The sequence below is a fragment of the Peribacillus sp. TE19612 genome (assembly GCF_056279465.1).
Genome location: NZ_JBWCCL010000006.1, coordinates 173,655 through 196,889, shown reverse-complemented (window position 1 = coordinate 196,889; position 23,235 = coordinate 173,655). Strand labels below are relative to the sequence as shown.

General features: G+C 42.6%; 22 protein-coding genes. 20 read left to right on the top strand and 2 right to left on the bottom strand.

Features of this window, described 5'->3' with window-relative positions; genetic code table 11:
* Positions 1 to 2: 2 nt before the first annotated feature.
* The gene (locus tag ACZ9AO_RS12880; protein WP_134783284.1) at positions 3 to 1,724 is read right to left on the bottom strand and encodes an Rqc2 family fibronectin-binding protein; all 1,722 of its coding nucleotides are present in this window, start codon (positions 1,722 to 1,724) and stop codon (positions 3 to 5) included.
* Between the two features lie 287 nt (positions 1,725 to 2,011).
* Between ACZ9AO_RS12880 and ACZ9AO_RS12875 the strand changes: the two genes are divergently transcribed.
* The 18 genes from ACZ9AO_RS12875 (at position 2,012) to spoVM (ending at position 20,129) form a co-directional block, all read left to right on the top strand.
* The gene (locus ACZ9AO_RS12875; RefSeq protein WP_262869245.1) at positions 2,012 to 2,140 is read left to right on the top strand and encodes a hypothetical protein; all 129 of its coding nucleotides are present in this window, start codon (positions 2,012 to 2,014) and stop codon (positions 2,138 to 2,140) included.
* Positions 2,140 to 4,818: a calcium-translocating P-type ATPase, SERCA-type gene (locus tag ACZ9AO_RS12870; protein WP_476109234.1), complete on the top strand. Its 2,679-nt coding sequence runs from the start codon at positions 2,140 to 2,142 to the stop codon at positions 4,816 to 4,818. The genes ACZ9AO_RS12875 and ACZ9AO_RS12870 overlap by 1 nt, the downstream gene beginning before the upstream one ends.
* A gap of 157 nt (positions 4,819 to 4,975) precedes the next feature.
* Positions 4,976 to 5,851, top strand: a complete 876-nt coding sequence (locus tag ACZ9AO_RS12865; protein ID WP_251538924.1) for a YicC/YloC family endoribonuclease — start codon at positions 4,976 to 4,978, stop codon at positions 5,849 to 5,851.
* Between the two features lie 53 nt (positions 5,852 to 5,904).
* A complete protein-coding gene (remA, locus tag ACZ9AO_RS12860) occupies positions 5,905 to 6,168 on the top strand; it encodes an extracellular matrix/biofilm regulator RemA (protein WP_034313813.1) in 264 nt (87 codons plus the stop codon).
* Between the two features lie 10 nt (positions 6,169 to 6,178).
* Positions 6,179 to 6,793 (top strand): guanylate kinase, encoded by a 615-nt coding sequence (gmk, locus tag ACZ9AO_RS12855; RefSeq protein WP_034313809.1) that lies wholly within the window; start codon positions 6,179 to 6,181, stop codon positions 6,791 to 6,793.
* 3 nt (positions 6,794 to 6,796) lie between these two features.
* Positions 6,797 to 7,000: a DNA-directed RNA polymerase subunit omega gene (gene rpoZ / locus ACZ9AO_RS12850; RefSeq protein ID WP_034313807.1), complete on the top strand. Its 204-nt coding sequence runs from the start codon at positions 6,797 to 6,799 to the stop codon at positions 6,998 to 7,000.
* 226 nt (positions 7,001 to 7,226) lie between these two features.
* On the top strand, positions 7,227 to 8,435 hold the full coding sequence (coaBC, locus tag ACZ9AO_RS12845; protein ID WP_476109198.1) for a bifunctional phosphopantothenoylcysteine decarboxylase/phosphopantothenate--cysteine ligase CoaBC: 1,209 nt from the start codon (positions 7,227 to 7,229) through the stop codon (positions 8,433 to 8,435).
* 6 nt (positions 8,436 to 8,441) lie between these two features.
* The gene (gene priA / locus ACZ9AO_RS12840) at positions 8,442 to 10,853 is read left to right on the top strand and encodes a primosomal protein N' (protein ID WP_476109197.1); all 2,412 of its coding nucleotides are present in this window, start codon (positions 8,442 to 8,444) and stop codon (positions 10,851 to 10,853) included.
* A 95-nt stretch (positions 10,854 to 10,948) separates the two neighbouring features.
* Positions 10,949 to 11,434 carry a peptide deformylase gene (def, locus tag ACZ9AO_RS12835; RefSeq protein ID WP_034313798.1) on the top strand — a complete coding sequence of 162 codons (486 nt, stop codon included), beginning with the start codon at positions 10,949 to 10,951 and terminating at the stop codon, positions 11,432 to 11,434.
* Positions 11,431 to 12,390, top strand: coding sequence for a methionyl-tRNA formyltransferase (fmt, locus tag ACZ9AO_RS12830; protein ID WP_251538928.1), 960 nt, complete (start codon positions 11,431 to 11,433; stop codon positions 12,388 to 12,390). The genes def and fmt overlap by 4 nt, the downstream gene beginning before the upstream one ends.
* A complete protein-coding gene (rsmB, locus tag ACZ9AO_RS12825) occupies positions 12,377 to 13,729 on the top strand; it encodes a 16S rRNA (cytosine(967)-C(5))-methyltransferase RsmB (RefSeq protein WP_476109196.1) in 1,353 nt (450 codons plus the stop codon). Before fmt ends, rsmB begins: the two co-directional genes overlap by 14 nt.
* Positions 13,729 to 14,823: a dual-specificity RNA methyltransferase RlmN gene (gene rlmN / locus ACZ9AO_RS12820; RefSeq protein ID WP_034313788.1), complete on the top strand. Its 1,095-nt coding sequence runs from the start codon at positions 13,729 to 13,731 to the stop codon at positions 14,821 to 14,823. Before rsmB ends, rlmN begins: the two co-directional genes overlap by 1 nt.
* Positions 14,824 to 14,827: 4 nt before the next feature.
* Positions 14,828 to 15,577 carry a Stp1/IreP family PP2C-type Ser/Thr phosphatase gene (locus ACZ9AO_RS12815; protein WP_034313784.1) on the top strand — a complete coding sequence of 250 codons (750 nt, stop codon included), beginning with the start codon at positions 14,828 to 14,830 and terminating at the stop codon, positions 15,575 to 15,577.
* A 5-nt stretch (positions 15,578 to 15,582) separates the two neighbouring features.
* Positions 15,583 to 17,616, top strand: a complete 2,034-nt coding sequence (gene pknB, locus ACZ9AO_RS12810; RefSeq protein ID WP_476109195.1) for a Stk1 family PASTA domain-containing Ser/Thr kinase — start codon at positions 15,583 to 15,585, stop codon at positions 17,614 to 17,616.
* A 23-nt stretch (positions 17,617 to 17,639) separates the two neighbouring features.
* Complete coding sequence (gene rsgA, locus ACZ9AO_RS12805) at positions 17,640 to 18,521, top strand: ribosome small subunit-dependent GTPase A (RefSeq protein WP_053534359.1); 882 nt, start codon at positions 17,640 to 17,642, stop codon at positions 18,519 to 18,521.
* A gap of 1 nt (position 18,522) precedes the next feature.
* The gene (rpe, locus tag ACZ9AO_RS12800) at positions 18,523 to 19,170 is read left to right on the top strand and encodes a ribulose-phosphate 3-epimerase (RefSeq protein WP_476109194.1); all 648 of its coding nucleotides are present in this window, start codon (positions 18,523 to 18,525) and stop codon (positions 19,168 to 19,170) included.
* A 102-nt stretch (positions 19,171 to 19,272) separates the two neighbouring features.
* On the top strand, positions 19,273 to 19,926 hold the full coding sequence (locus ACZ9AO_RS12795; protein ID WP_048684650.1) for a thiamine diphosphokinase: 654 nt from the start codon (positions 19,273 to 19,275) through the stop codon (positions 19,924 to 19,926).
* Positions 19,927 to 20,048: 122 nt separating this feature from the next.
* Entirely contained in the window at positions 20,049 to 20,129 is an 81-nt protein-coding gene (gene spoVM / locus ACZ9AO_RS12790) for a stage V sporulation protein SpoVM (protein ID WP_034313769.1), read from the top strand.
* A 186-nt stretch (positions 20,130 to 20,315) separates the two neighbouring features.
* Here the strand turns inward: spoVM and rpmB are convergent, their stop codons facing one another.
* Entirely contained in the window at positions 20,316 to 20,504 is a 189-nt protein-coding gene (gene rpmB, locus ACZ9AO_RS12785; protein WP_034313767.1) for a 50S ribosomal protein L28, read from the bottom strand.
* A gap of 253 nt (positions 20,505 to 20,757) precedes the next feature.
* Between rpmB and ACZ9AO_RS12780 the strand changes: the two genes are divergently transcribed.
* Positions 20,758 to 21,120 carry an Asp23/Gls24 family envelope stress response protein gene (locus tag ACZ9AO_RS12780; protein ID WP_048684651.1) on the top strand — a complete coding sequence of 121 codons (363 nt, stop codon included), beginning with the start codon at positions 20,758 to 20,760 and terminating at the stop codon, positions 21,118 to 21,120.
* An 18-nt stretch (positions 21,121 to 21,138) separates the two neighbouring features.
* Complete coding sequence (locus ACZ9AO_RS12775) at positions 21,139 to 22,809, top strand: DAK2 domain-containing protein (RefSeq protein WP_476109193.1); 1,671 nt, start codon at positions 21,139 to 21,141, stop codon at positions 22,807 to 22,809.
* The last annotated feature ends 426 nt before the right edge of the window (positions 22,810 to 23,235 follow it).

The following is a 23,235-nucleotide window of genomic DNA, read 5'->3' as shown; positions in this document are numbered from 1 at the left end:
TTTTACTCCTTTACCGCTTCCTTTAAGCGTATAACAGTATCGGCATCCGGTGTAATATAAACGGTCTGCTGCTGGTCATAGATTACGAACCCGGGCTTGGAACCATTCGGTTTCTTAACATGGCGAACCTGTGTGAAATCAACGGGCACTGAACTCGATTGCTTTGCTTTACTGAAGAAAGCTGCTAATACGGCTGCCTCTTTTATCGTTTTTTCACTTGGCGATTCATTTCGAATCACAACATGTGAGCCGGGTATATCTTTGGTATGAAGCCATATTTCATCACGGCGTGCAAACTTATTCGTTAAATAATCATTTTGTTTATTATTCTTCCCGACAAAAATGAGATCTCCATCCGTAGCATAATATGTTTCAAGCTGCGGTTTTGCATTTGCAGGCTTTTTCATGCCTTTTTTCTTTTTTTGCCTAATGTATCCTTCTTCCTGAAGTTCTTCGCGTATCTCCTCTATATCCCTGGGTGACGCTGATTGGAGCTGCTGATGCAAGGCTTCGAAGTAGGCCAATTCCAATTTAGTTTTTTCGATTTGTTCTTGGACCACTCCGACTGCATTTTTGGACTTTTGGTATCTGGAGAAGTACTTTTGTGCATTATCTGACGGATTTTTTAATGGGTCAAGCGGGATGGTGACCATACTTTGTTCTTCATCATAATAATTGACGACTTCTATTTCCTTCATGCCTTTTTTCATTTGATATAGATTAGCTGTAAGCAGCTCACCGAACAACTGATACTGTTCTCCGCGTTCAGTATCTTTCAATGTACGTTCGAGCTTGCCGATTTTTTTTGAGTTCTTTTCGATTTCATTAGTAATGAAACGTTCTACATCCTGGCTTTTTTGCTTAACCCGATCTCTTTCTGCCTTTCCGAAGTAATAGCGGTCCAGCATCTCGCTCAATGAAGAAAACGTACGTTGATTCCCAGACAGATGCTCTAGTGAAAGCATATAAAAAACTTCTTTATTTCCATCTTGTTTGATCGTGGCAGCATATTTCTGTTCCGAGATTTCCTGGATAATCTTTAAAAAGGCTGTTGGAAGGGTCGTGCTGTTGGCAAGTCCGGCCCGGTAGACGGCTTCCTTTGCAACTAATGGTGAAACTCCTGAAAAATGGGCAACAAGCTGTCGATCCAGCTTTCCTGCATTGAAGTCAATATTCTTCCTGATATCGTCCTCGGTAGCCTTGAAGGGATCATTCTTTTCCTGTGCGGGTGGAGCCTTATATTCCTGGCCGGGCAATATCGCCCGATAACTGTTGACGGCATGTGAAACATGCTTAATGCTGTCCAAAATCATATTTCGTTCTTTATCTACTAAAACAATGTTGCTGTGTCGCCCCATGATTTCGATGATTAACTGCTTTTGAGAGACATCGCCAAGCTCATTACGGCCCTTCACTTCAAAAATGATCATCCTATCAAGTTCATATTGATAAATATTTTCTATCGTATAGCCTTCGAGGTGCTTCCTAAGAAGCATGCAGAACATGGGTGCCTCTTTGGGATTTTCATAACTTTCTTCGGTCATTTGCACCCTCGAATAACTTGGATGGGCTGATAATAAGAGCTTATGGTTCTTACCTCCAGCACGAACAACCAGTATTACTTCATTTTTATAAGGCTGATGTACCTTATTGATTCGTCCACCTTCTAATAAAGAAGCGATTTCTTCCGTCATCGCTTTTGTAAATAATCCATCAAATGACATTCTATTTTTACTTCCTTTACATAAGATTTTCTAAGAACTCATTTTTGCCGGGCGTTATAAATGCATCACGGCTGCCCATTTTAGTTAATCACAATTTCTTTAGCGAACTGGGTGAAAGCAGCAGTTCAGTACAGTGAATGGGTGCTTTTTTTATTTCCTGATATTGAATAAAAAATTGGTCCATTCATCATGATTACAGTTCGTTCATACAAAAAAAATATCCGGATCGTTCTTCTTTCCGCAATTCTGTTTAATTATAGCATTATTTTGGACGAGTCTGAATAATCATGGAAGAAGAGCAGGTTGTTTTATGTATCGGTAAGCAGGCAGGTGTTGGAAGAGTAAAGCAAAAAGCGCCTGTTGAGATGTATACAGGAGCCTATTTCATTCTATTCAAAGGGATGTGTGATACTTGATGGAGTTCAGGGAAATGAATAATCAAGAAATGGAGAAAGCGCTTCAAACAAACGTTACACACGGTTTGGACGATGATGTAGTAAAGGACAGGCTGCGAAAGAATGGTTTTAACGAATTGAAGGAAGGAGAAAAACAGTCAGCCATTCTTTTATTTTTCGCCCAATTCAAAGATTTCATGGTCATAGTTTTACTTGCCGCGACATTGGTTTCCGGGATATTGGGTGAATATATCGATGCGATTGCCATCATGGCGATTGTTTTTTTGAATGGATTACTTGGTTTTTTTCAAGAACGGAAGGCAGAAAAATCCTTGGATGCCTTAAAGGAAATGGCTGCGCCGCAAGTTAACGTGCTTCGAGATGGCCAGTGGATGAAAATCCCATCGAGAGAAGTGGTTGTTGGGGATATCCTGAAGTTTTCGAGCGGTGACCGTATTGGTGCCGATTTACGGATCATCGACCATTCAAGCCTTGAAATAGAAGAGTCGGCACTTACCGGCGAGTCACTCCCGGCCGTTAAATGTTCTGATCCATTGATGAATGAGGTTGATGGTATCGGTGATCAGGAAAATATGGCGTTTATGGGAACGATGGTGACAAGAGGGAATGGAGTCGGAATCGTAATCGCTACAGGAATGAATACGGCGATGGGAAAGATTGCGGATCTCCTGCAGACTGCAGAAACAAAAGAAACACCGCTTCAACGGAGGTTGGAGCAGCTAGGCAAAATCTTGATCGTCACGGCCTTAATATTAACTGTAATCGTGGTCCTGACTGGTGTCATTCAAGGACATGATCTTTATACGATGTTTTTGGCCGGGGTATCTTTGGCTGTTGCGGCGATTCCCGAAGGCTTGCCGGCCATTGTGACGGTAGCCTTGTCTTTAGGTGTTCAGCGTATGATCAAACAAAAAGCGATTGTCCGTAAGCTTCCGGCCGTAGAAACGCTTGGCTGTGCAACAGTGATTTGCTCAGATAAAACAGGTACACTGACACAAAACAAAATGACGGTGACGAAGGTTTGGAGTGGAGGAAAAACTTGGGATGTCGGCGGTACTGGTTACAATCCGGTCGGAGAATTTTCTTTAGAGGGAGTTTCAGTTGCCCCAAAAAACCATAATGCCTTGCTTCAAATAATTACATTCGGCATGCTCTGTAATAAAGCTGAGTTAAAGGAGAATGGTAAACAATATATTCTAGACGGTGATCCGACAGAAGGGGCGATGTTGGTCGCGGCAATGAAAGCGGGATTGACGAGGGAACACCTATCTAAGAGGTTTACGATAGTAAAGGAGTTTCCATTTGACTCGAGCCGCAAAATGATGAGTGTCATAGTTAAGGATGATAAAGATAATCATTTCGTTATCGTAAAAGGTGCCCCGGACGTTTTGATTGCCCAGTCCGACACGATTCTTTGGGAAGGAAGGTCGGAAATATTAAATCGGGAGAGTAAGGAAAGGGTGCAACAGGACATGAATGGGCTTGCTTCGCAGGCACTTAGAATGATTGCTGTAGGTTATAAACCTCTTTCAAAAGGAACGATTTTGCTGCATGAAACCGAAGCTGAGCGTAATTTGACCTTCATGGGACTGCAGGGCATGATCGATCCCCCGCGTCCGGAGGTGAAACAGGCAGTTAAGGAATGCAGGGACGCCGGGATCAAAACTGTCATGATTACAGGCGACCATGTGATAACCGCAAAGGCAATTGCTAAAGAGCTTGGAATTTTAAAAGGAAAAGACCGTGTACTTGAAGGACGGCAATTGGCGGACATGGAAGTCGGGGAACTTGAGGAAGTTGTTGAAAGTGTTTCGGTATTTGCCCGAGTTTCCCCGGAACATAAGTTAAAAATCGTAAAAGCCTTGCAAAATAAAGGACATGTCGTTGCAATGACAGGGGATGGTGTCAATGATGCCCCTGCGATAAAATCAGCGGATATTGGTATATCCATGGGCATCACGGGGACTGATGTTGCTAAAGAAGCTTCTTCCTTGATATTGGTTGACGATAATTTTGCCACAATAAAATCGGCCATCAAAGAAGGCAGGAATATTTACGAAAACATCAGGAAGTTCATCCGTTACCTGCTTGCTTCAAATGTTGGGGAGATTTTGGTCATGTTTTTTGCGATGCTATGCGCCTTGCCATTACCATTGATACCAATCCAGATCTTATTCGTGAACCTTGTAACCGACGGATTGCCTGCGATGGCATTGGGCCTGGATGCCGCAGAAGAAGATGTAATGAAAAGAAATCCAAGAAATGCCAATGAAGGTGTTTTTGGAAGAGGGCTTGGCTGGAAGATCATCTCACGCGGTTTTCTGATAGGGGTTTCCACATTGATTGCATTTTATGTTGTATATCGTGCAAATCCGGATAACCTTGCTTATGCACAAACGATTGCTTTCGCTACCTTGGTCCTGGCTCAGCTTATACATGTATTCGATTGCCGAAGTGAACGTTCGATCTTCTCGAGAAATCCATTCGGTAACCTTTATCTAGTGGGGGCGGTACTATCCTCCCTATTATTGATGGTAGCCGTCATGTATGTGCAGCCTTTACAAACCATCTTTCATACGGTACCGATTTCGGGAAGGGATTGGCTATTAGTAATAGGAATGGCATCCATACCAACTTTTTTACTGGCTGGAACCTTTTTAGCAAGAAAAGCACAATGATATATGGTATAATCTTTAAGGTGGTAGAGTCTTGCTCTATTGCCTTTTTATTTTTGTAGTATTTTATTTGTAAGCTAATGTTTCCGTACTTTAGCTAATATATAATGAATGTTAAAAGGCCAAATTACTACATTATGTTTTGATAGGATGTGGAACCATGGTTACCAGTATGACGGGCTATGGAAGAGAAGAAGCGGAAAACGAACAGGTCAGGGTTTTTGCTGAAATCAAGACCGTTAACCATCGTTTTTGTGAATATACGATTCGAATGCCGCGCCAGCTTTTGGTTTTGGAAGAAAAGGTAAAAAAGAAGGCGAATCAATACATAAGAAGGGGACGGGTGGAAATCTTCATTACAGTGGAAGGTGAGAGCCTGGTTTCCAAAAAGGTGAAGATCGATTGGGATCTTGCTGATCAATATGTGGGATTGATGGATGAAGTCAAGGGAAAATACAATCTGGAAAGTTCAATTACATTACAGGATATGCTGCAACTTGATTCGATTTTCATGACGGAAGAAGTACCTGCGGTTCCTGCCGATTTGGAATCCCTGTTAATGAAGGCTGTCACGGGGGCATTGGAAAATCTAAAAAAAATGCGGGATCTGGAAGGTCAGGAACTTGCCTCGGACATGAAACGCCAGCTTGAAAAGTTTGTTGAGATTGTAGCAGGGGTCAAAATGCATGCACCTTCAGTCGTCGAAAAATATAAAGCCCGATTGGAAATCAAACTGGCCGAGTTGACTGATGGATTGATTGAAGATAGCCGTATTGTGACAGAAGCGGCCATTTTTGCTGATAAATGTGATATAAATGAAGAACTGACCAGACTCGATAGCCATGTACAGCAATTTTCAAGGACCCTTACCCATAGTGAACCAATTGGAAGGAAACTTGACTTCCTTGTCCAGGAAATGAATAGGGAAGTCAATACGATTGGATCAAAGGCAAATGATTCGGCCATTACGAAAGAAGTGGTGGAAATGAAAAGTTTGCTTGAAAAATTAAAGGAACAGGTTCAAAATATCGAGTAGTCGGTTTATGATGAACCTAACAAGGTGACAATAGATATGAATGGGGGACAAAAATGTCAATTAAGCTCATTAATATTGGTTTTGGGAATATCGTTTCCGCGAACCGGATCGTATCCATCGTGAGCCCTGAATCGGCTCCGATAAAAAGGATCATCCAAGACGCCCGAGATCGCGGATCCTTAATAGATGCTACATATGGTAGAAGAACCAGGGCCGTTATAATTACAGACAGCGACCATGTTATCTTATCTGCCGTTCAACCGGAAACGGTTGCTGCACGGCTACAAGATAGAGATGACAGCGTAGAAGAGGGGTAACTGAAACAATATGAGAGAAAAAGGTTTATTAATCGTTTTGTCCGGACCATCCGGTGTTGGTAAAGGAACTGTTAGGAAGGCGATTTTTTCTCAGCCAGGAACGGCATTCGAATATTCAATTTCGATGACGACAAGGCTGCCTCGCCATGGTGAAGTGGACGGAGTGGACTATTTCTTCAAAAAACGCGAGGAATTCGAAGCACTGATCGAAGAAGGCAAATTGCTGGAATATGCTGAGTTCGTCGGTAATTATTATGGAACACCCGTGGATTATGTCCGTGAAACAATCGATTCCGGAAAAGATGTATTTCTGGAAATAGAAGTTCAAGGAGCTAAACAGGTCCGGGAGAAGTTCCCTGAAGGACTTTTCATTTTCCTTGCTCCTCCGAGTTTGACTGAACTCGAAAGCCGCATCGTTACTCGCGGAACCGAGACGGAGGAAGCGATAAAAGGCCGGATGAAAGTGGCCAAGGAAGAAATAGAACTTATGGATCTGTACGATTATGTTGTTGAAAATGATCATGTGGATGCAGCATGTGCTAGAATTAATGCAATTGTAATTGCCGAGCATTGCCGTCGGGAAAGAGTTGCAGTTTTATATAAAAAAATGTTGGAGGCGGAATAAATCATGTTATATCCATCAATTGATTCTCTATTACTTAAAATCGATTCTAAATACTCACTTGTATCGGTGGCAGCTAAACGCGCCAGGGAAATGCAAATTAAAGATAATTGCCTTATAAAACCGGTTTCCCATAAATCGGTAGGTCGTGCCCTTGAAGAAATTCATTCCGGTAAATTGACTTACGATAATTCTTACGAAGAAAACTAAGAGAACACAGAGCTTGACCTATCGGGCCTGACACCCTAAAGCAAACAGGAGCGTTACATTTGGAAAGTGCTTCCTTCCTGCGGCCAAGGTGTCAGGCCTGTTTGTATTGATTTTTTTAAAAGTAATGTTTGGGGGAATCCATAGGTTATTGCGCATTTCAAATGAAATTTCTTCGGTTTTCCGTCATAATTAGAAAGAATAGAATGTATAGTTAGGGGAAATTTGCATGCTTATCGATAAAAAAGTACTTCTTTGTGTCACCGGCGGGATTGCTGTATATAAGGCTGCTGCCCTGACAAGTAAATTAACTCAGGAAGGTGCGCATGTTAAAGTGATCATGAGTGAATCGGCACGTAAGTTCGTGACGCCGCTCACCTTTCAGGCACTTTCGAGAAATGATGTGTACACAGATACTTTTGATGAGAAGGATTCTTCAGTCATTGCCCACATCAACTTGGCTGATTGGGCTGATATCATCCTGTTGGCTCCAGCTACAGCCAATGTCATTGGCAAAGTAGCCAATGGAATCGCGGATGATATGATCACGACCACCCTATTGGCAACGGAAGCACCTGTTTGGGTTGCGCCGGCAATGAACGTGCACATGTACGCACATCCAGCGGTTCAGAAAAATATGGAGACACTTCGGTCGTTTGGATATCAATTCATTGAACCGGGTGAAGGGTATTTGGCCTGCGGATATGTAGGGAAAGGACGATTGGAGGAACCTGAAACAATCGTAGAACATCTTAATCGATATTTCAATGAACGCAAATTACAGCAACAGCCTCTTAAAGGAAAGAAATATTTAATAACGGCAGGACCGACACGTGAAGCGATTGATCCGGTGCGTTTTGTGACGAATCATTCCAGCGGCAAAATGGGTTATGCCCTAGCCGAAGCGGCAATTGAAATGGGCGCTGAGGTGACATTGATTACCGGCCCAGTGAACTTGACGCCACCTCCCAAGGCTAGTGTAATACCAGTGGAATCAGCTGCAGATATGTATGATGCGGTATTCGATCAGTTCGCTACCAGTGATGTCGTAATCATGACGGCTGCAGTGGCGGATTATAAACCGAAGGTCTATCATACTCGAAAGATGAAAAAGCAGCCAGGGGAAAATGTGATTGAATTTGAACGGACAAAGGATATCCTAAAGGAACTCGGTGAAAATAAAACTCATCAGATTTTGGTGGGCTTTGCGGCTGAAACGAACAATGTTGAAGAATACGCAAGAGGAAAATTAGTCAAAAAGAATGCAGATATGATCGTTGCCAATAATGTTACCGTCGCAGGGGCAGGATTTGGAACGGATACGAACATCGTGACCATTTACGATAAAGATGGAAGTGCTACCGAACTTCCAAAAATGAGTAAAGCGGATATAGCTAAAAGCATCCTGGCAGAAGTATCTCGCAAGCAAAAGGAATGATGTCTTATGGATATAGCATCCGTCATCGTGGATGTACCTGCTAAACAAACGGATCGAGAATTCGACTATCGCATCCCTGAAAAGTGGAACCAAGTCATCAAGCCCGGAATGAGAGTCATCGTCCCATTCGGTCCAAGAATGGTGCAGGGGTTCGTCACAGGCTTAAAAGCTAAAAGCGACTTTGCGAAATTACGCTTTATAAAGGAACCAATGGATTTGGAGCCCATCCTTAATGATGAATTGCTTCAGCTCGGTGACTGGTTGACCAATGAGGCGATGTGTTTTAAAATTTCAGCGCTACAGGCCATGCTTCCGGCAGCAATGAAAGCAAAGTATGAAAAAGTTATTAAAGTCGTTGAAGATAAAAAGGATCAGCTCCCTCCCTCCATTCAAAACCTTTTCGGAAAAAATGATTCACTATCTTGGAAAGACGTGATTGAAGGGGAGAATGCCTCCCTGGTCCAAAAGGAAATGCAAAATGGCAATCTTGAGCTCGAATATAATGTGAAAAACCGACTTAACAAGAAGACGGTCCGAGTCATTAAATCTTTGCTTTCCCCTATGGAACTGAAAGAAATGGCATCAGCCATATCCAGCCATGCAAAAAAACAACAGGAACTCCTTCAATACTTTATTGAACATCAAGAACCCATCCCGTTAAAGGAATTGCTTGAATTGATGAACACATCAAGCGGTACCGTCAAATCCCTAGTGTCAAAAGGGGCCTTGGCTGAAAAGGATCAAGAAATATACCGTGATCCTTATGAAAACCGTGTGTTCGAAAAATCCATTCCCTTTACACTGACAGCTGAACAAACCGCTGCATTGAAGCCGATCCAAGAGAAAATACATCATGATGAACATGATGTCTTCCTTTTATATGGTGTAACCGGCAGCGGGAAGACGGAAGTGTATCTGCAGGCAATTGCCTCTGTCATTGAAAAAGGGAAGGAAGCCATCATGCTTGTACCTGAAATCTCCTTGACGCCACAGACGGTGAAGAGGTTTAAGGAACGTTTTGGGGAGCAGGTAGCTGTCATGCATAGCGGTTTATCCGTAGGTGAAAAATATGATGAATGGCGGAAAATTCACCGCAAAGAAGTAAAAGTGGTGGTCGGGGCGCGTTCTGCCGTGTTTGCTCCTTTTGAAAACCTGGGGCTGGTCATCATTGACGAAGAGCATGAATCCAGTTATAAGCAAGAAGAAACGCCAAGGTACCATGCTAGGGATGTTGCCATTGAAAGAGCAAAATCATATGGTTGTCCGGTTATTCTTGGCAGCGCCACACCTACACTTGAATCTTTTGCGCGAGCCAAGAAAAATGTCTATAAATTATTGACCCTTAGCCAGAGGATGAATAAAAATGCTTTGCCAGCAGTGGATATTGTAGATATGAGGGAAGAACTAAGAACGGGAAATCGTTCCATGTTTTCGGAGCTGCTCTTTACCAAGCTGAAAGACCGGCTTGATAAGGGGGAGCAAACTGTCCTGATGCTAAATAAAAGGGGACATTCTTCCTTTGTGATGTGTCGAAGCTGCGGATTGGTCATCAACTGCCCTAATTGTGACATTTCACTTACATATCATCGCTTTAATGATATAATGAAATGCCATTATTGTGGGTTTGAAGAGGGAATGCCTTCCGTTTGCCCTGAATGTGAAAGTGAACATATAAGGTTCTTTGGAACAGGCACTCAAAAGGTTGAAGAAGAGCTTGCAAAAATCCTCCCTGAAGCAAGGGTCATACGAATGGATGTTGACACGACGAGTAAGAAGGGTTCACATGAGCGATTGCTGAATGCCTTTGGTGAAGGAAAGGCGGATATATTGCTAGGCACCCAAATGATAGCCAAGGGCCTTGATTTTCCTAATATCACTCTTGTTGGAGTCCTTTCAGCCGATACGATGCTACATCTGCCTGATTTCCGTTCTTCGGAAAAGACATTTCAGCTGCTGACGCAGGTCAGCGGAAGGGCGGGACGTCATCAGCTTCCGGGAGAAGTGGTCATCCAAACCTATACGCCTGAGCACTACAGCATCGAGCTTTCTGCCCTGCAGGATTATGATGCTTTTTATGAACGGGAGATGTATCTAAGGAGGCAAAGTCATTACCCTCCATATTATTATGTTGTCCTGATAACCGTTTCACATGAAGATTTAATGAAGACGGTGAGTGTTACTGAGAAAATCACCAATTATTTAGGCTCGCGATTGAATCGGGATTCTGTCGTACTTGGTCCGGTTGCTTCGCCCATTAGTCGAATCAACAATAGATATCGCTATCAATGTCTGATAAAATACAAACGAGAGCCGGACCTGAATCAGCATTTACGCACACTTTTAGAGCATTACCAAAAAGAAACCGCTCAGAATCATTTGCAGATTTCAATAGATTTAAATCCACAGATCATGATGTAATTATTTAAGAGATGGATGATTACCGCGAGCTGTTACAGCTTGCGTTTTTATATAATGAAGTGTTGTTTTTCATATCTAGGAGGGTACCTTTAATTTTGGCTATTTTACCGATTGTTTTGTTTCCTGAAAAAATTTTACAACAAAAATGCGATAAAGTAACAAGTTTTGATAAAAAGTTGGCAAAGCTGTTAAATAACATGTATGAAACGATGGTGGAGGCGGATGGCGTTGGACTTGCAGCACCTCAAGTTGGCGTGAAAAAGCAAGTGGCCGTCGTTGAAATAGAGGAAGGATCAGGTGCAATCGAACTGATTAATCCGGAAGTGCTGGAATTGGAAGGAGAACAGACAGGTGTTGAAGGATGCTTGAGCTTCCCGAGTTTATATGGTGAAGTAGTGCGTCCTTACCGTGTCAAAGTCCGGGCACAAGACCGAAAAGGATCTTATTTCGAGATAGAAGCGGAGGATTTCCTTGCAAGGGCCCTTCTGCACGAAATCGATCATCTGCAAGGAGTCTTATTTACAAGTAAGGTTTCCCGGTATATTTCGGAAGAAGAGTTAGAAAGGTATGGAGAAGAATGACAAAAATAATTTTTATGGGTACACCGGACTTTTCGGTGCCGGTATTGAAAAGAATCATTGATGAAGGGTATGATGTGATCGCTGTTGTCACACAGCCCGATCGTCCAGTGGGCCGCAAAAAGGTGCTAACGCCGCCGCCAGTTAAAGTTGAAGCCGAAAAGCATGGGATACCCGTTTATCAGCCTGAAAAAATCCGGGAAAAAGAAGAACTTGAAAAAATCATTGCATTGAATGCTGATTTAGTGGTGACGGCGGCATTCGGACAAATTCTTCCGAATGAATTGTTGGATGCCCCTAAGTACGGTTGTATTAATGTACATGCCTCCCTGCTTCCTGAACTGCGTGGAGGGGCGCCAATTCATTATTCCATTTTACAGGGGAAAGAAAAGACTGGGATAACCATCATGTATATGGCAGAAAAATTGGATGCCGGTGATATATTGACTCAGTCGGAAGTTACTATAGAGGAAGAAGACAATGTTGGTACACTGCATGATAAATTAAGCAAGATAGGGTCGGATTTACTTGCGGAGACACTTCCAAAACTTATAAATGAAGAGTTACAGGCAATCAAGCAAGATGATGCTAAAGCATCTTTTGCGCCCAACATCAAACGGTCGGAGGAAAAAATCGACTGGTCGAAATCAGGGGAAGACATCTATAACCATGTACGCGGCCTGAATCCTTGGCCTGTTGCTTATACAACCTTAGACGGTTCCATTATGAAAATATGGCAAGTAAAGAAACTTGAAGCTGGCAAGCAGGCCTTGCCGGGCACGGTCATTGATGTACAAAATGATGGTTTCATCGTTTCGACAGGCAATGAGACGGCAATACTAGTAACAGAACTGCAGCCTTCAGGAAAGAAAAAAATGCCGGCGAAAGATTACTTGCGCGGAGCCGGATCGTTCATTAAAGCAGGCATGAAGTTAGGAGAACAGAATGAAGCAAACTAAAAAGGGAGTACGTGAAATCGCTCTCGATATTTTGGAATCTGTAGAGAAAAACCAATCCTACAGTAACCTATTATTGAACAACTTGATTAAAAAGCACCAGTTATCCGCCGTGGACAGCGGTTTGCTTACAGAGATAAGCTACGGTACCATCCAGCGGAAAATGACTTTGGATTATTTTTTGAACCCGTTTATTAAACAACCTAAAAAAACGCAAAGCTGGGTAATCAATTTACTTAGACTTTCCGTTTACCAAATGGTCTATTTAGATAAAGTGCCTGATCATGCAATCATTTTCGAGGCTGTAGAAATTTCCAAAAAGCGCGGACACAAGGGCACCTCTTCGATGGTCAATGGTGTGCTTCGTAATATTCAAAGAAATGGTGTTCCTTCTTTAGAGGAAATTAAAGATGATCTGGAACGGCTTTCCATAGAGGTGAGTCATCCTATTTGGCTGGTCCAGCGTTGGGTAGAGCAATTTGGTTATGAAAAAACCAAGGAAATGTGTGAAATCAACTTAACTGCGCCATTACAGACAGGACGTGTTAATTTAAAGAAGATTTCACGCCGTGAACTGATCAGCATATTAACGGAAGAAGGATATGATGTTGAAGCGAGTGAAGTCGTTCCCGAAGCAATCGTCAGCTATAAAGGGAATCTTGCTCATTCACAAAGCTATAAAATGGGGTATTTATCGATTCAGGACGAGAGTTCAATGCTAGTTGCCCATGCATTGGGTGCGAATGAAAATGATGCTGTGCTCGATTGCTGTGCGGCACCTGGAGGGAAAACGACCCATATCGCAGAAGGCTTGACCACAGGACAAGTATATGCGCTCGACCTTCATGAGCATAAGGTCAAGCTCATTAAAGAGCAGGCGGAGCGCCTAAAACTCAGAAACAATATTAAGACAATGGCCCTTGATAGCAGAAAAGTGCAAGAGCACTTTAATAAGGAAGGGTTTGACAGGGTCCTGATCGATGCACCATGTTCCGGGTTGGGAGTCATGCGCCGGAAGCCTGATGTAAAGTATACTAAAACAAAAGATGATATAATGAAACTCTCAAGTATACAACAACAATTATTGGAATCGGCTGCCCCGCTTGTTAAGCAAGGCGGACGGTTAGTATATAGTACCTGTACGGTGGATAAAGAAGAAAATGACAAAGTCGCTGCAGCATTTTTGGAAAGCCATCCGGATTTTGAAAGCGATGCAACCTTGTCCACAAGAATGCCTGAAAGCGTTCAGCCATATATCGAGGGTCATACGCTGCAAGTTTTTCCGCAATATTTTAGCAGTGACGGATTCTTTATTGCGAGTTTTAGAAAGAAGGTGCTGTAATGGCAGAAATCACTAAATCATCTAGAGTAAGAAAAGACACGACACCAGAAAAACCATCGATCTACTCATTGGAGCTTCACCAAATTAAAGAATGGCTTCTACAAAATGGTGAGAAGGCATTCCGGGCCGAGCAAGTATATGACTGGCTTTATAAAAAGCGTGTCTCCAGTTTTGAAGATATGTCCAACCTTTCGAAATCATTACGGGATAAGTTGGAGTCGCAATTCACCTTCACAACATTGAAGACTTTGATTCAGCAAACGTCCAATGACGGAACGATGAAGTTTTTATTTGAACTCCAAGATGGATATTCGATTGAAACGGTGCTGATGCGTCATGAGTACGGAAACTCCATTTGCGTGACAACGCAGGTAGGTTGCAGAATTGGCTGTACATTCTGTGCTTCGACACTAGGCGGTTTAAAGCGGAATCTTGAATCAGGGGAAATTGTTGCCCAGGTCGTTAAAGTTCAGCAAGCACTTGACGAGTCGGAAGAGCGTGTTAGTTCCGTCGTTATCATGGGAATCGGTGAACCGTTTGATAACTACGATAATATGATGTCATTCTTGAAAAATATAAACCATGAAAAGGGCTTGAACATAGGGGCGCGTCATATTACCGTTTCCACAAGTGGAATCATTCCTAAAATCTATAAGTTTGCCGAAGAAAGCATGCAAATAAACTTTGCTGTTTCCCTTCATGCACCGAATACGGAATTGAGAAGTAAATTGATGCCGATCAATAAGGCCTACAAACTTCCAGACCTGATTGAGGCCATCAAATACTATACAGAAAAAACAGGCCGCCGTGTAAGTTTTGAATATGGTCTATTCGGTGGCGAAAATGATTCAGTGGAGCACGCTGAAGAATTAGCAGCTTTAATAAAAGGGATAAAATGCCATGTGAACTTAATACCGGTTAACTATGTACCGGAACGCAACTATGTACGAACACCTCGGGACCAGATTTTTGAGTTTGAAAAAACATTGAAGAAGCGCGGCATTAATGTAACGATCCGAAGGGAACAAGGCAGTGATATTGACGCAGCCTGCGGCCAGCTTCGGGCCAAGGAGCGCAAAGAAGAGACGAGGTGACCCTATGAGGGCAATATTTAAGACAGACCGTGGAAAAGTCCGCCAGCATAATGAAGATAATGGCGGAATCTTTAAGAACTCGGAAGGCGTTCGCCTTGCCATCGTTGCAGATGGCATGGGCGGCCACCGTGCCGGGGATGTAGCCAGTGCAATGACGATAGACCTTCTGAAAAAGGGCTGGGAAGTATCCACCGGAATCGAAACGGCAAATGATGCCGAAGATTGGCTTAAGCAGCAAATCTTCACGGTCAATCAGTTGCTTTTTGAACATGCAGAAGCGAATACGGAATGTAAGGGCATGGGGACCACCATTGTTGCAGCCATTTGCACCGACAAGTTTGCTACCATTGCCAACATCGGGGACAGCCGGTGTTATTTGTATAATGAGAGTGGTTTTAAGCAGGTCACGGAAGATCATTCACTCGTTAACGAATTGGTCCGTTCCGGTCAGATTTCGAAAGAAGATGCCGAAAACCATCCACGGAAAAATGTTTTATTACGAGCCTTGGGGACAGAAATGCAAGTGGAAATGGACATTATGACGGTCATCTTCGAAGAAAATGATTTACTATTGCTTTGTTCGGACGGATTGACGAATAAAGTGAGTGAACTGGAACTGGAAGAAACGGTAACCAATGCACAGTCACTTGAAGAAAAGGCGAATTCATTAATAGATAAGGCCAATCACTACGGTGGGGAAGATAATATCACCCTTGTGCTTGTTCAATTTACTGAAGAAAGTGAAAGCAGGTGAATTGAATGTTGATTGGCAGAAGGATCAACGGCCGTTATAAACTGATCCAGATGGTCGGCGGCGGCGGTATGGCTAATGTTTACCTTGCAAGGGATATGATCTTAGATAGGGATGTTGCATTGAAAATCCTTCGCATGGATTTTAATAATGACGAAGAGTTCATCAAGCGCTTCAATCGGGAAGCCCAATCGGCAACCAGTTTGGCCCATCCCAATATCGTAAGTATTTATGATGTTGGTGAAGAAGATTCCATCTATTATATTGTAATGGAATACGTTGACGGTTTTACACTTAAGCAATACATACAAAAATATTATCCAATTCCAGTTGATGAAGCCTTGGATATCATGAGGCAAATCACGGCAGCGATTTCCCATGCCCATCATAATGGGATCATCCATCGTGACATCAAGCCACAGAACATTTTGATTGATAAGGAAGGAACCGTCAAGATTACGGACTTTGGCATTGCATTGGCCCTAAGTGCAACAAACATAACGCAGACCAACGCAGTCTTGGGTTCGGTTCATTATTTATCTCCGGAACAGGCCAGAGGCGGTATGGCCAATAAGAAATCGGACATTTATTCACTTGGCATCGTCATGTTTGAATTGTTGACGGGGAGATTGCCTTTTTCGGGTGAATCAGCCGTGTCGATAGCTCTTAAACATTTACAATCGGAAACTCCTTCACCAAAACGCTGGAACTCTGAAATACCCCAGAGTGTGGAAAATATTATCTTGAAAGCGACAGCCAAAGATTCATATTACCGCTATGAGAGCGTGGACTCGATGGAAGATGATATACGGACGTCGCTTAATCCGGAGCGTTCCAATGAACCTCCTTTTGCGATTCCCGAAGATCATGATGCAACAAAAGCCATCCCAGTCATAACGGATGATCAGCTTTCAAGCATCGATGAGACAATCATTAGGGGTCCTGAAAAAAATACGTTAGTTTATGCGGACGATGAGGAAAGTGAATCAGAAGCAGAGAGTAATTCAAAAAAGAAACAGAAGAAACAAAAGAAACAGAAAAAACAAAAAAACAAGTCGGAACACAAAGGTAAAAAACGAAAGAACATGCCAGCGATCTTGGTGACCACCTTTTTAGTTCTCGCACTGCTTGCAGTTTTATCTGTCACAGTTTTACCTCCCCTCCTTGTCTCGAAGGAAGTGACGATCCCTGACCTTAAAGGGGAAGAATTGGATGACGCCATTACTGAATTGCTTGAACTGGATTTGGAAATTGGAGATACGATCGAGATTGAAGATGAAGAGGTTGAAGCTGGTCTTGTGATCAAAACCAATCCTAAGGAAGGTAAGACGGTCAAGGAAGGTGCAGTGATCGATATTTATCAAAGCGTTGGTAAAGAGACGATTTCATTGTCCAGCTATGAAGGTCGAGATTACTCTGATGTTAAATCCCTGCTTGAAAAAATGGGATTCAAAAACATTAGCGTTACTGAAAAATATGATGACAGTGCTCCCGGCACGATCATAGAACAATCGCCTTCTGGTGCCACTGAGGTCGTACCATCCGAAACGGAGCTTGAGCTGACGGTCAGTAAAGGGGCAGATCTCCTGAGCTTGAAGAACTTAACGGGGTTCAATGAGGCTGGCCTTAATGATTATTCAAGCGAGAGTGGAATAAAGGTAGAGATCGAAGAAGAAATCTATGATGATTCCGTAGCGGAGGGGCTTGTCATTTCCCAGTCACCGGAACCTGCTACGAAGGTGGAAAAGGGCAGTACTGTGAAAGTGGTCATTTCAAAAGGGAAAGAAGAGATTCCGCCCAAGAGTGTAACGGAGGAAGTCAAAATCGAGTATGATCCGGTTGAGCCAGGCAAAACACAAAAAATACAAATTTTCATCGAGGATATCGACAACAGCATGACGGAGCCTCAAGAAACATTCTATATATTGGAAGATGCGAAGAGAACGATCGAATTAATGGTTTCCCCGGATAAGAAAGCAGGATATAAAATCATGCGGGACAATCAGGTCATCATTGACGAATCCGTCTCATATCCAGAATAAATTTAAGAATTAGGAGTGTGGTTATGCCCGAAGGAAAAATAATCAAAGCATTAAGTGGATTTTATTATGTCCTTGATGGTGAAGAGGTCTATCAATGCCGTGGAAGGGGCCTGTTCAGGAAGAATAAGGTGACCCCGCTCGTTGGTGATTATGTTGTTTTTGAAGCGGAAAATAAAACGGACGGGACCGTGACCGAAATAAAACCGCGAAAGAATGAATTGATACGTCCGCAAATCTCGAATGTAGACCAGGCAATCCTTGTCTTTTCGGCAGTGGAACCTGATTTCAGTCCAGCCTTGCTTGATCGATTTCTCGTATTGATTGAAGATAACGAAATCGAACCGATTATCGTCGTGACGAAACTGGACTTGGTTACAGCTGAAAACCAAAAGAAATTGTCTCAGTATATCAAGGACTATCAGAAACTTGGCTATACTGTACTGGAGACATCTTCCGTCACCGCTGGAGGGATTGAAGAACTAGTGCCGTATTTAGAAGGAAAGACCAGTGTATTTGCGGGGCAGTCCGGTGTTGGGAAATCGTCTTTGCTGAATGCGATCAATCCGGAATTGGCTTTAAAGACGGATGATATTTCTTCACATCTGGGACGCGGGAAGCATACGACCCGGCACGTTGAATTGATCCATATTGGCTCTGGACTTGTCGCGGATACTCCAGGGTTCAGTTCACTTGAATTCATGGAAATGGAAGCTGAACGGCTTTCCTATTGCTTCCCTGAAATGCATAAGCATGGGGAAGACTGTAAATTCAGGGCCTGTCTGCACGATAAAGAACCGAAATGTGCAGTGAAGGAAGCGGTGGATTCCGGGGAAATTCCCCGTTATCGATACGAGCATTATATGCAATTCTTAGAAGAAATAAGAGATAGAAAGCCGAGGTATTAAAATGGTTAGAATCGCACCATCCATTTTATCAGCTGACTTTGCAAAATTGGGAGAAGAAATTCTTGATGTGGAAAGGGGCGGAGCGGATTTGATCCATGTGGATGTCATGGATGGGCATTTCGTGCCGAATATAACGATAGGCTCACTAATTGTTGATGCTATCCGCCCAGTAACGAAGCTTCCGCTTGATGTTCATTTAATGATTGAACAACCTGATCGTTATATCGAGTCCTTTGCGAAAGCGGGAGCCGATTATATAACTGTACATGTAGAGGCCTGCACACATTTGCATCGAACGGTTCAATTGATTAAATCTTTTGGTGTAAAGGCAGGCGTGGTGCTTAATCCAGCCACTCCGGCTTCCTTGATACAACCTATAATCGAAGATATTGACATGGTATTGTTGATGACGGTTAATCCGGGTTTTGGCGGGCAAAAGTTCATTAAATCCGTTCTTCCGAAAATTGCCGAAGTGAAGGCGATGGCAGGAAAGTATAATCAAAATCTCGAGATAGAGATTGATGGTGGAGTAAATGAAGAAACGGCTAAACTATGTATTGAACAAGGGGCGACAATCCTGGTGGCCGGTTCGGCAATATATGATCAGGAAGATCGACACGCAGCGATTCAAAAGATTCGGGGAAAGTGATATAAGCCGACACTATCATATTCATATGATGGTGATCGGCTTTTTTTATCAATTAAACTAAGGCACCTTGGATATGATTATATATGGAAAAGGATGATTTCGATGATTATCAGTATAATGGCTGGAGGTCCGGAATGTTTTTGGCCGGATTTGACATGGTATAAGGAGAAGACAGATCTTTGGGTCGGGGTTGACAGGGGAGTATGGTCTCTGCTTGAAAAAGGTATCGAACCTAAGTACGGTTTTGGGGATTTTGATTCGGTTTCGGAAGGGGAATACGAAAAGATTGAGCAAATGCTGCAAGAAATCAATCTATATTCCTCGGAAAAGGATGAAACGGATTTAGAAATCGCATTTAAATGGGCAATGGGGCAAAAGCCAAGAGAAATTCACATTCTGGGCGCAACCGGGGGAAGAATGGACCATTTTCTCGGGAATATCCAGTTGCTCCAAAAAGAAAGTGTCCTCCCTCATCATGGCGATATGGATATATACATAGTCGATCGGCAAAATATAATCACAGTAAAGACAGCAGGTTCTTATGAGGTCACTGCTTTGAAAGATAAGAAATACTTGTCCTTGCTCCCAGTAAACGCTGAAGTCACCGGCATTACTCTTTCGGGTTTCAAATATCCGCTGGACGATGCAAGCTTGGAAATGGGTTCGACGCTTTGCATCAGCAATGAACTAATTTCCGAATCTGGGAATGTTTCATTTGAGAAAGGCATATTAATGGTGATAAGAAGCAGTGATTAAAATTCATGCTTAGAGCAGATTCGGATATAATTACGATCATCCTATATCCGCTTAAAAGCTTATGTTGTAATAGAAAAATTCCACTTCATCTTTAATTGTGGGATGCAAAGAGGAGGGGCATGATGAAATTTTATACGATTAAATTGCCAAAAGTTCTGGGCAGTTTGGTAAGGGCTATGCTCGGAGCGTTTAAAAAAGGCTGATACTTATCTCCATGACACCTCTCAAAATAAGGGAGGTGTTATTTCTTGGTAAAAAAGGGCGGCCATCCATTAATGGGTGAAGGCATCCTTCTTGATGCAGACTGGACCTGGTCAAAGATTTGAAACCATCCCCATTAAATACCGGCCATTACAAGTAAAAAGGCATCCTAAGAGGATGCCGTAACATTATACGCGTTCTACTTTGCCCGATTTAAGAGCTCTTGCAGAAACGTATACACGTTTAGGTTTACCGTCAACTAAAATACGTACTTTTTGAAGGTTAGCGCCCCATGTACGCTTGCTAGCGTTCATTGCGTGAGAGCGGCTGTTACCAGAACGAGTTCTTCTTCCAGTGATTACACATTTACGTGCCATGTCAAATTCCCTCCTAACTACAACAAGCTTAAGTTTTTCGCAGTCGTCTTAAGTCTTTGTAAAATACTTTAATAATTTATCATACCTACCGCTAGAATGCAATACTTCAGTTAATTACTTTCAAGAAAAAAACCTTGACATACATCCTTCGAAATTGAATTATATAGAGTGCCGTAAGACATTTACTTTTAAAACCAGAGACATTATAGTAAAATGTCTTTAGTTGATTTGATTTTTTGGGAGGGAAAAGAAAATGTCTATCGAATTACAAACGAAGTATGGACAAATTGATATCTCTAATGATGTTATCGCAACTGTAGCAGGCGGCGCAGCCGTGGATTGCTATGGAATTATAGGAATGGCTTCCAAAAAACAATTTAAAGACGGCATTGCCGAAATTCTAAGAAAAGAAAACTTTACTAAGGGTGTAATTGTCCGTCAAGAAGAGGAAGAAGTTCATATCGATATGTATATTATCGTAAGTTATGGAACGAAAATCTCGGAAGTTGCACATAATGTGCAATCAAAGGTAAAGTACACTCTGGACAAAACTGTAGGATTAGCTGTTGATTCCGTTAACATTTTTGTACAGGGAGTTCGTGTGACGAACCCTTAAGTATAGGAGGAAAGTTTTGTGTCAATTACAAGTTTGAACGGAAAGCGCTTTGCAGAAATGATCATTCAAGGTGCCAACCATTTAGCGGCTAATGCCCAAATGGTTGATGCATTGAATGTTTTCCCTGTTCCGGATGGAGATACAGGAACGAATATGAATTTATCGATGACTTCGGGAGCGAAGGAAGTGCAAAATAACGTCCAGGAACACATCGGAAAAGTGGGTGCGTCCCTTTCAAGAGGATTGCTTATGGGCGCACGCGGCAATTCGGGAGTTATCCTTTCGCAACTGTTCCGCGGTTTTGCTAAAGCGATTGAACATAAATCGGAAATCAATAGTGAAGAATTTGCCCAAGCTTTTGAAGCAGGGGTTCAAACAGCTTATAAAGCCGTTATGAAACCTGTTGAAGGAACCATTTTAACGGTTGCAAAAGATGCAGCCAAGCAAGCGGTTTCATCAGCAGCAAAGCATTTAGACCTTATTCAGGTAATGGAAGAAATCGTTACGGAGGCAAATGCTTCATTAAAACGCACACCTGATCTTCTTCCAGTCTTAAAAGAAGTGGGTGTCGTTGATAGCGGCGGGCAAGGGTTGGTGTTCGTATATGAAGGTTTCCTTGCTGAGCTGAAAGGTGAAGCCCTTCCAGTCCGATCCGCTAATGGTCCAAGCATGGATGACATGATCAGTGCCGAACATCACATGAATGTACAAGGACATATGAACACGGAAGATATCGTGTTTGGCTACTGTACGGAATTCATGGTCCGATTGGAAAGTGAAAAACTTGCCAATCAATCATTTGATGAAGAAAAATTCAGAAATGATTTAAGTGAATACGGAGATTCTTTACTAGTCATCTCAGATGATGAAGTCGTCAAAGTACATATTCACTCTGAACAGCCTGGCACGTGCCTGAATTATGGACAGCAATATGGTAGTTTAATAAAAATGAAAATCGATAATATGCGTGAACAGCATACTGCGATTGTAGGTGAGACGAATACACCGCTTCAAACTAAACCGCCCACCAAAGAGAAATACGCTGTAGTGTCAGTGGCGATGGGCGCTGGCATCAGCGAATTATTCAAAAGCATCGGCGCTAAGTCCGTCATCGAAGGCGGGCAAACGATGAATCCTAGCACGGAAGATATCGTTAAAGCTGTCGAAGGGGCATATGCAGATCATGTGATCATCTTGCCTAATAATAAAAATATCATCATGGCCGCCAATCAGGCTGCTGATGTACTTGGGGATCATGTGACTGTCATTCCAACGAAAACAGTACCACAGGGAATGGCTGCGTTGTTGGCTTTCAACCCTTCACTTGATGCCGAAGAGAATAAAAAAGCGATGATCGAAGCCCTTTCGCATGTGAAAACGGGCCAGATTACTTATGCTGTCCGGGATACCAACATTGACGGTCTTGCAATCGAGACCGGGGACTTCATGGGAATTGCTGAAGGCACCATCAAGGTGAAGGATAAAGACATGACTAAAGCGGCAAAAGATCTTCTCTCCGATATGATTGACGAAGATTCAGAAATCCTTACCATTTTATATGGTGAAGATGCCACTGCTGAAGATGTCGAAAGTCTTGTTGCGTTTTGTAATGAGAATTTCGAAGACGTTGAAGTTGAAGTCCATAATGGGAAACAACCTTTATATTCTTTCATTTTTTCAATTGAATAAGTAGAGAACATGAAAATAAGGGAAACCTATCCGTCACAATGTTTGGAGGATCCCGAAAAAAATAAAAGGCAATAAACTGCATATGTCATTAGGCTATGCAGTTTTATTGTGGCTGTTTTCACATACTTTGTTGCTATTTACCAGATAGTGAGTTGTGGTTGATTTCCCCTCCAGATGCTCGCTTTCCGCGGGGCGGGCGGTGAGCCTCCTCGGCGTAAACGCCTGTGGGGTCTCACCTGTCCCGCTGCTCCCGCAGGAGTCTCGCACTTCCGCTCCAATCAACCTTAAATAGTTTCGTTTTAAAAACAACAATCTTTACGAAAAGAGCCTTTATTTTTATGAAAAGAAGGATTACGGACAGCATAATTGTAATTACAATATATCAGGCTTTATTATTAAACTGACTCCAAGTGAATAGAAGGAGGA

What these genes read in the sequence shown, in the direction of transcription:
- ACZ9AO_RS12880 (WP_134783284.1), bottom strand. Translation starts at nt 1,724, where the DNA reads ATGTCATTTGATGGATTATTTACAAAAGCGATGACGGAAGAAATCGCT.
- ACZ9AO_RS12875 (WP_262869245.1), top strand. Translation starts at nt 2,012, where the DNA reads ATGGAAGAAGAGCAGGTTGTTTTATGTATCGGTAAGCAGGCAGGTGTT.
- ACZ9AO_RS12870 (WP_476109234.1), top strand. Translation starts at nt 2,140, where the DNA reads ATGGAGTTCAGGGAAATGAATAATCAAGAAATGGAGAAAGCGCTTCAA.
- ACZ9AO_RS12865 (WP_251538924.1), top strand. Translation starts at nt 4,976, where the DNA reads ATGGTTACCAGTATGACGGGCTATGGAAGAGAAGAAGCGGAAAACGAA.
- remA (WP_034313813.1), top strand. Translation starts at nt 5,905, where the DNA reads ATGTCAATTAAGCTCATTAATATTGGTTTTGGGAATATCGTTTCCGCG.
- gmk (WP_034313809.1), top strand. Translation starts at nt 6,179, where the DNA reads ATGAGAGAAAAAGGTTTATTAATCGTTTTGTCCGGACCATCCGGTGTT.
- rpoZ (WP_034313807.1), top strand. Translation starts at nt 6,797, where the DNA reads ATGTTATATCCATCAATTGATTCTCTATTACTTAAAATCGATTCTAAA.
- coaBC (WP_476109198.1), top strand. Translation starts at nt 7,227, where the DNA reads ATGCTTATCGATAAAAAAGTACTTCTTTGTGTCACCGGCGGGATTGCT.
- priA (WP_476109197.1), top strand. Translation starts at nt 8,442, where the DNA reads ATGGATATAGCATCCGTCATCGTGGATGTACCTGCTAAACAAACGGAT.
- fmt (WP_251538928.1), top strand. Translation starts at nt 11,431, where the DNA reads ATGACAAAAATAATTTTTATGGGTACACCGGACTTTTCGGTGCCGGTA.
- rsmB (WP_476109196.1), top strand. Translation starts at nt 12,377, where the DNA reads ATGAAGCAAACTAAAAAGGGAGTACGTGAAATCGCTCTCGATATTTTG.
- rlmN (WP_034313788.1), top strand. Translation starts at nt 13,729, where the DNA reads ATGGCAGAAATCACTAAATCATCTAGAGTAAGAAAAGACACGACACCA.
- ACZ9AO_RS12815 (WP_034313784.1), top strand. Translation starts at nt 14,828, where the DNA reads ATGAGGGCAATATTTAAGACAGACCGTGGAAAAGTCCGCCAGCATAAT.
- pknB (WP_476109195.1), top strand. Translation starts at nt 15,583, where the DNA reads ATGTTGATTGGCAGAAGGATCAACGGCCGTTATAAACTGATCCAGATG.
- rsgA (WP_053534359.1), top strand. Translation starts at nt 17,640, where the DNA reads ATGCCCGAAGGAAAAATAATCAAAGCATTAAGTGGATTTTATTATGTC.
- rpe (WP_476109194.1), top strand. Translation starts at nt 18,523, where the DNA reads ATGGTTAGAATCGCACCATCCATTTTATCAGCTGACTTTGCAAAATTG.
- ACZ9AO_RS12795 (WP_048684650.1), top strand. Translation starts at nt 19,273, where the DNA reads ATGATTATCAGTATAATGGCTGGAGGTCCGGAATGTTTTTGGCCGGAT.
- spoVM (WP_034313769.1), top strand. Translation starts at nt 20,049, where the DNA reads ATGAAATTTTATACGATTAAATTGCCAAAAGTTCTGGGCAGTTTGGTA.
- rpmB (WP_034313767.1), bottom strand. Translation starts at nt 20,504, where the DNA reads ATGGCACGTAAATGTGTAATCACTGGAAGAAGAACTCGTTCTGGTAAC.
- ACZ9AO_RS12780 (WP_048684651.1), top strand. Translation starts at nt 20,758, where the DNA reads ATGTCTATCGAATTACAAACGAAGTATGGACAAATTGATATCTCTAAT.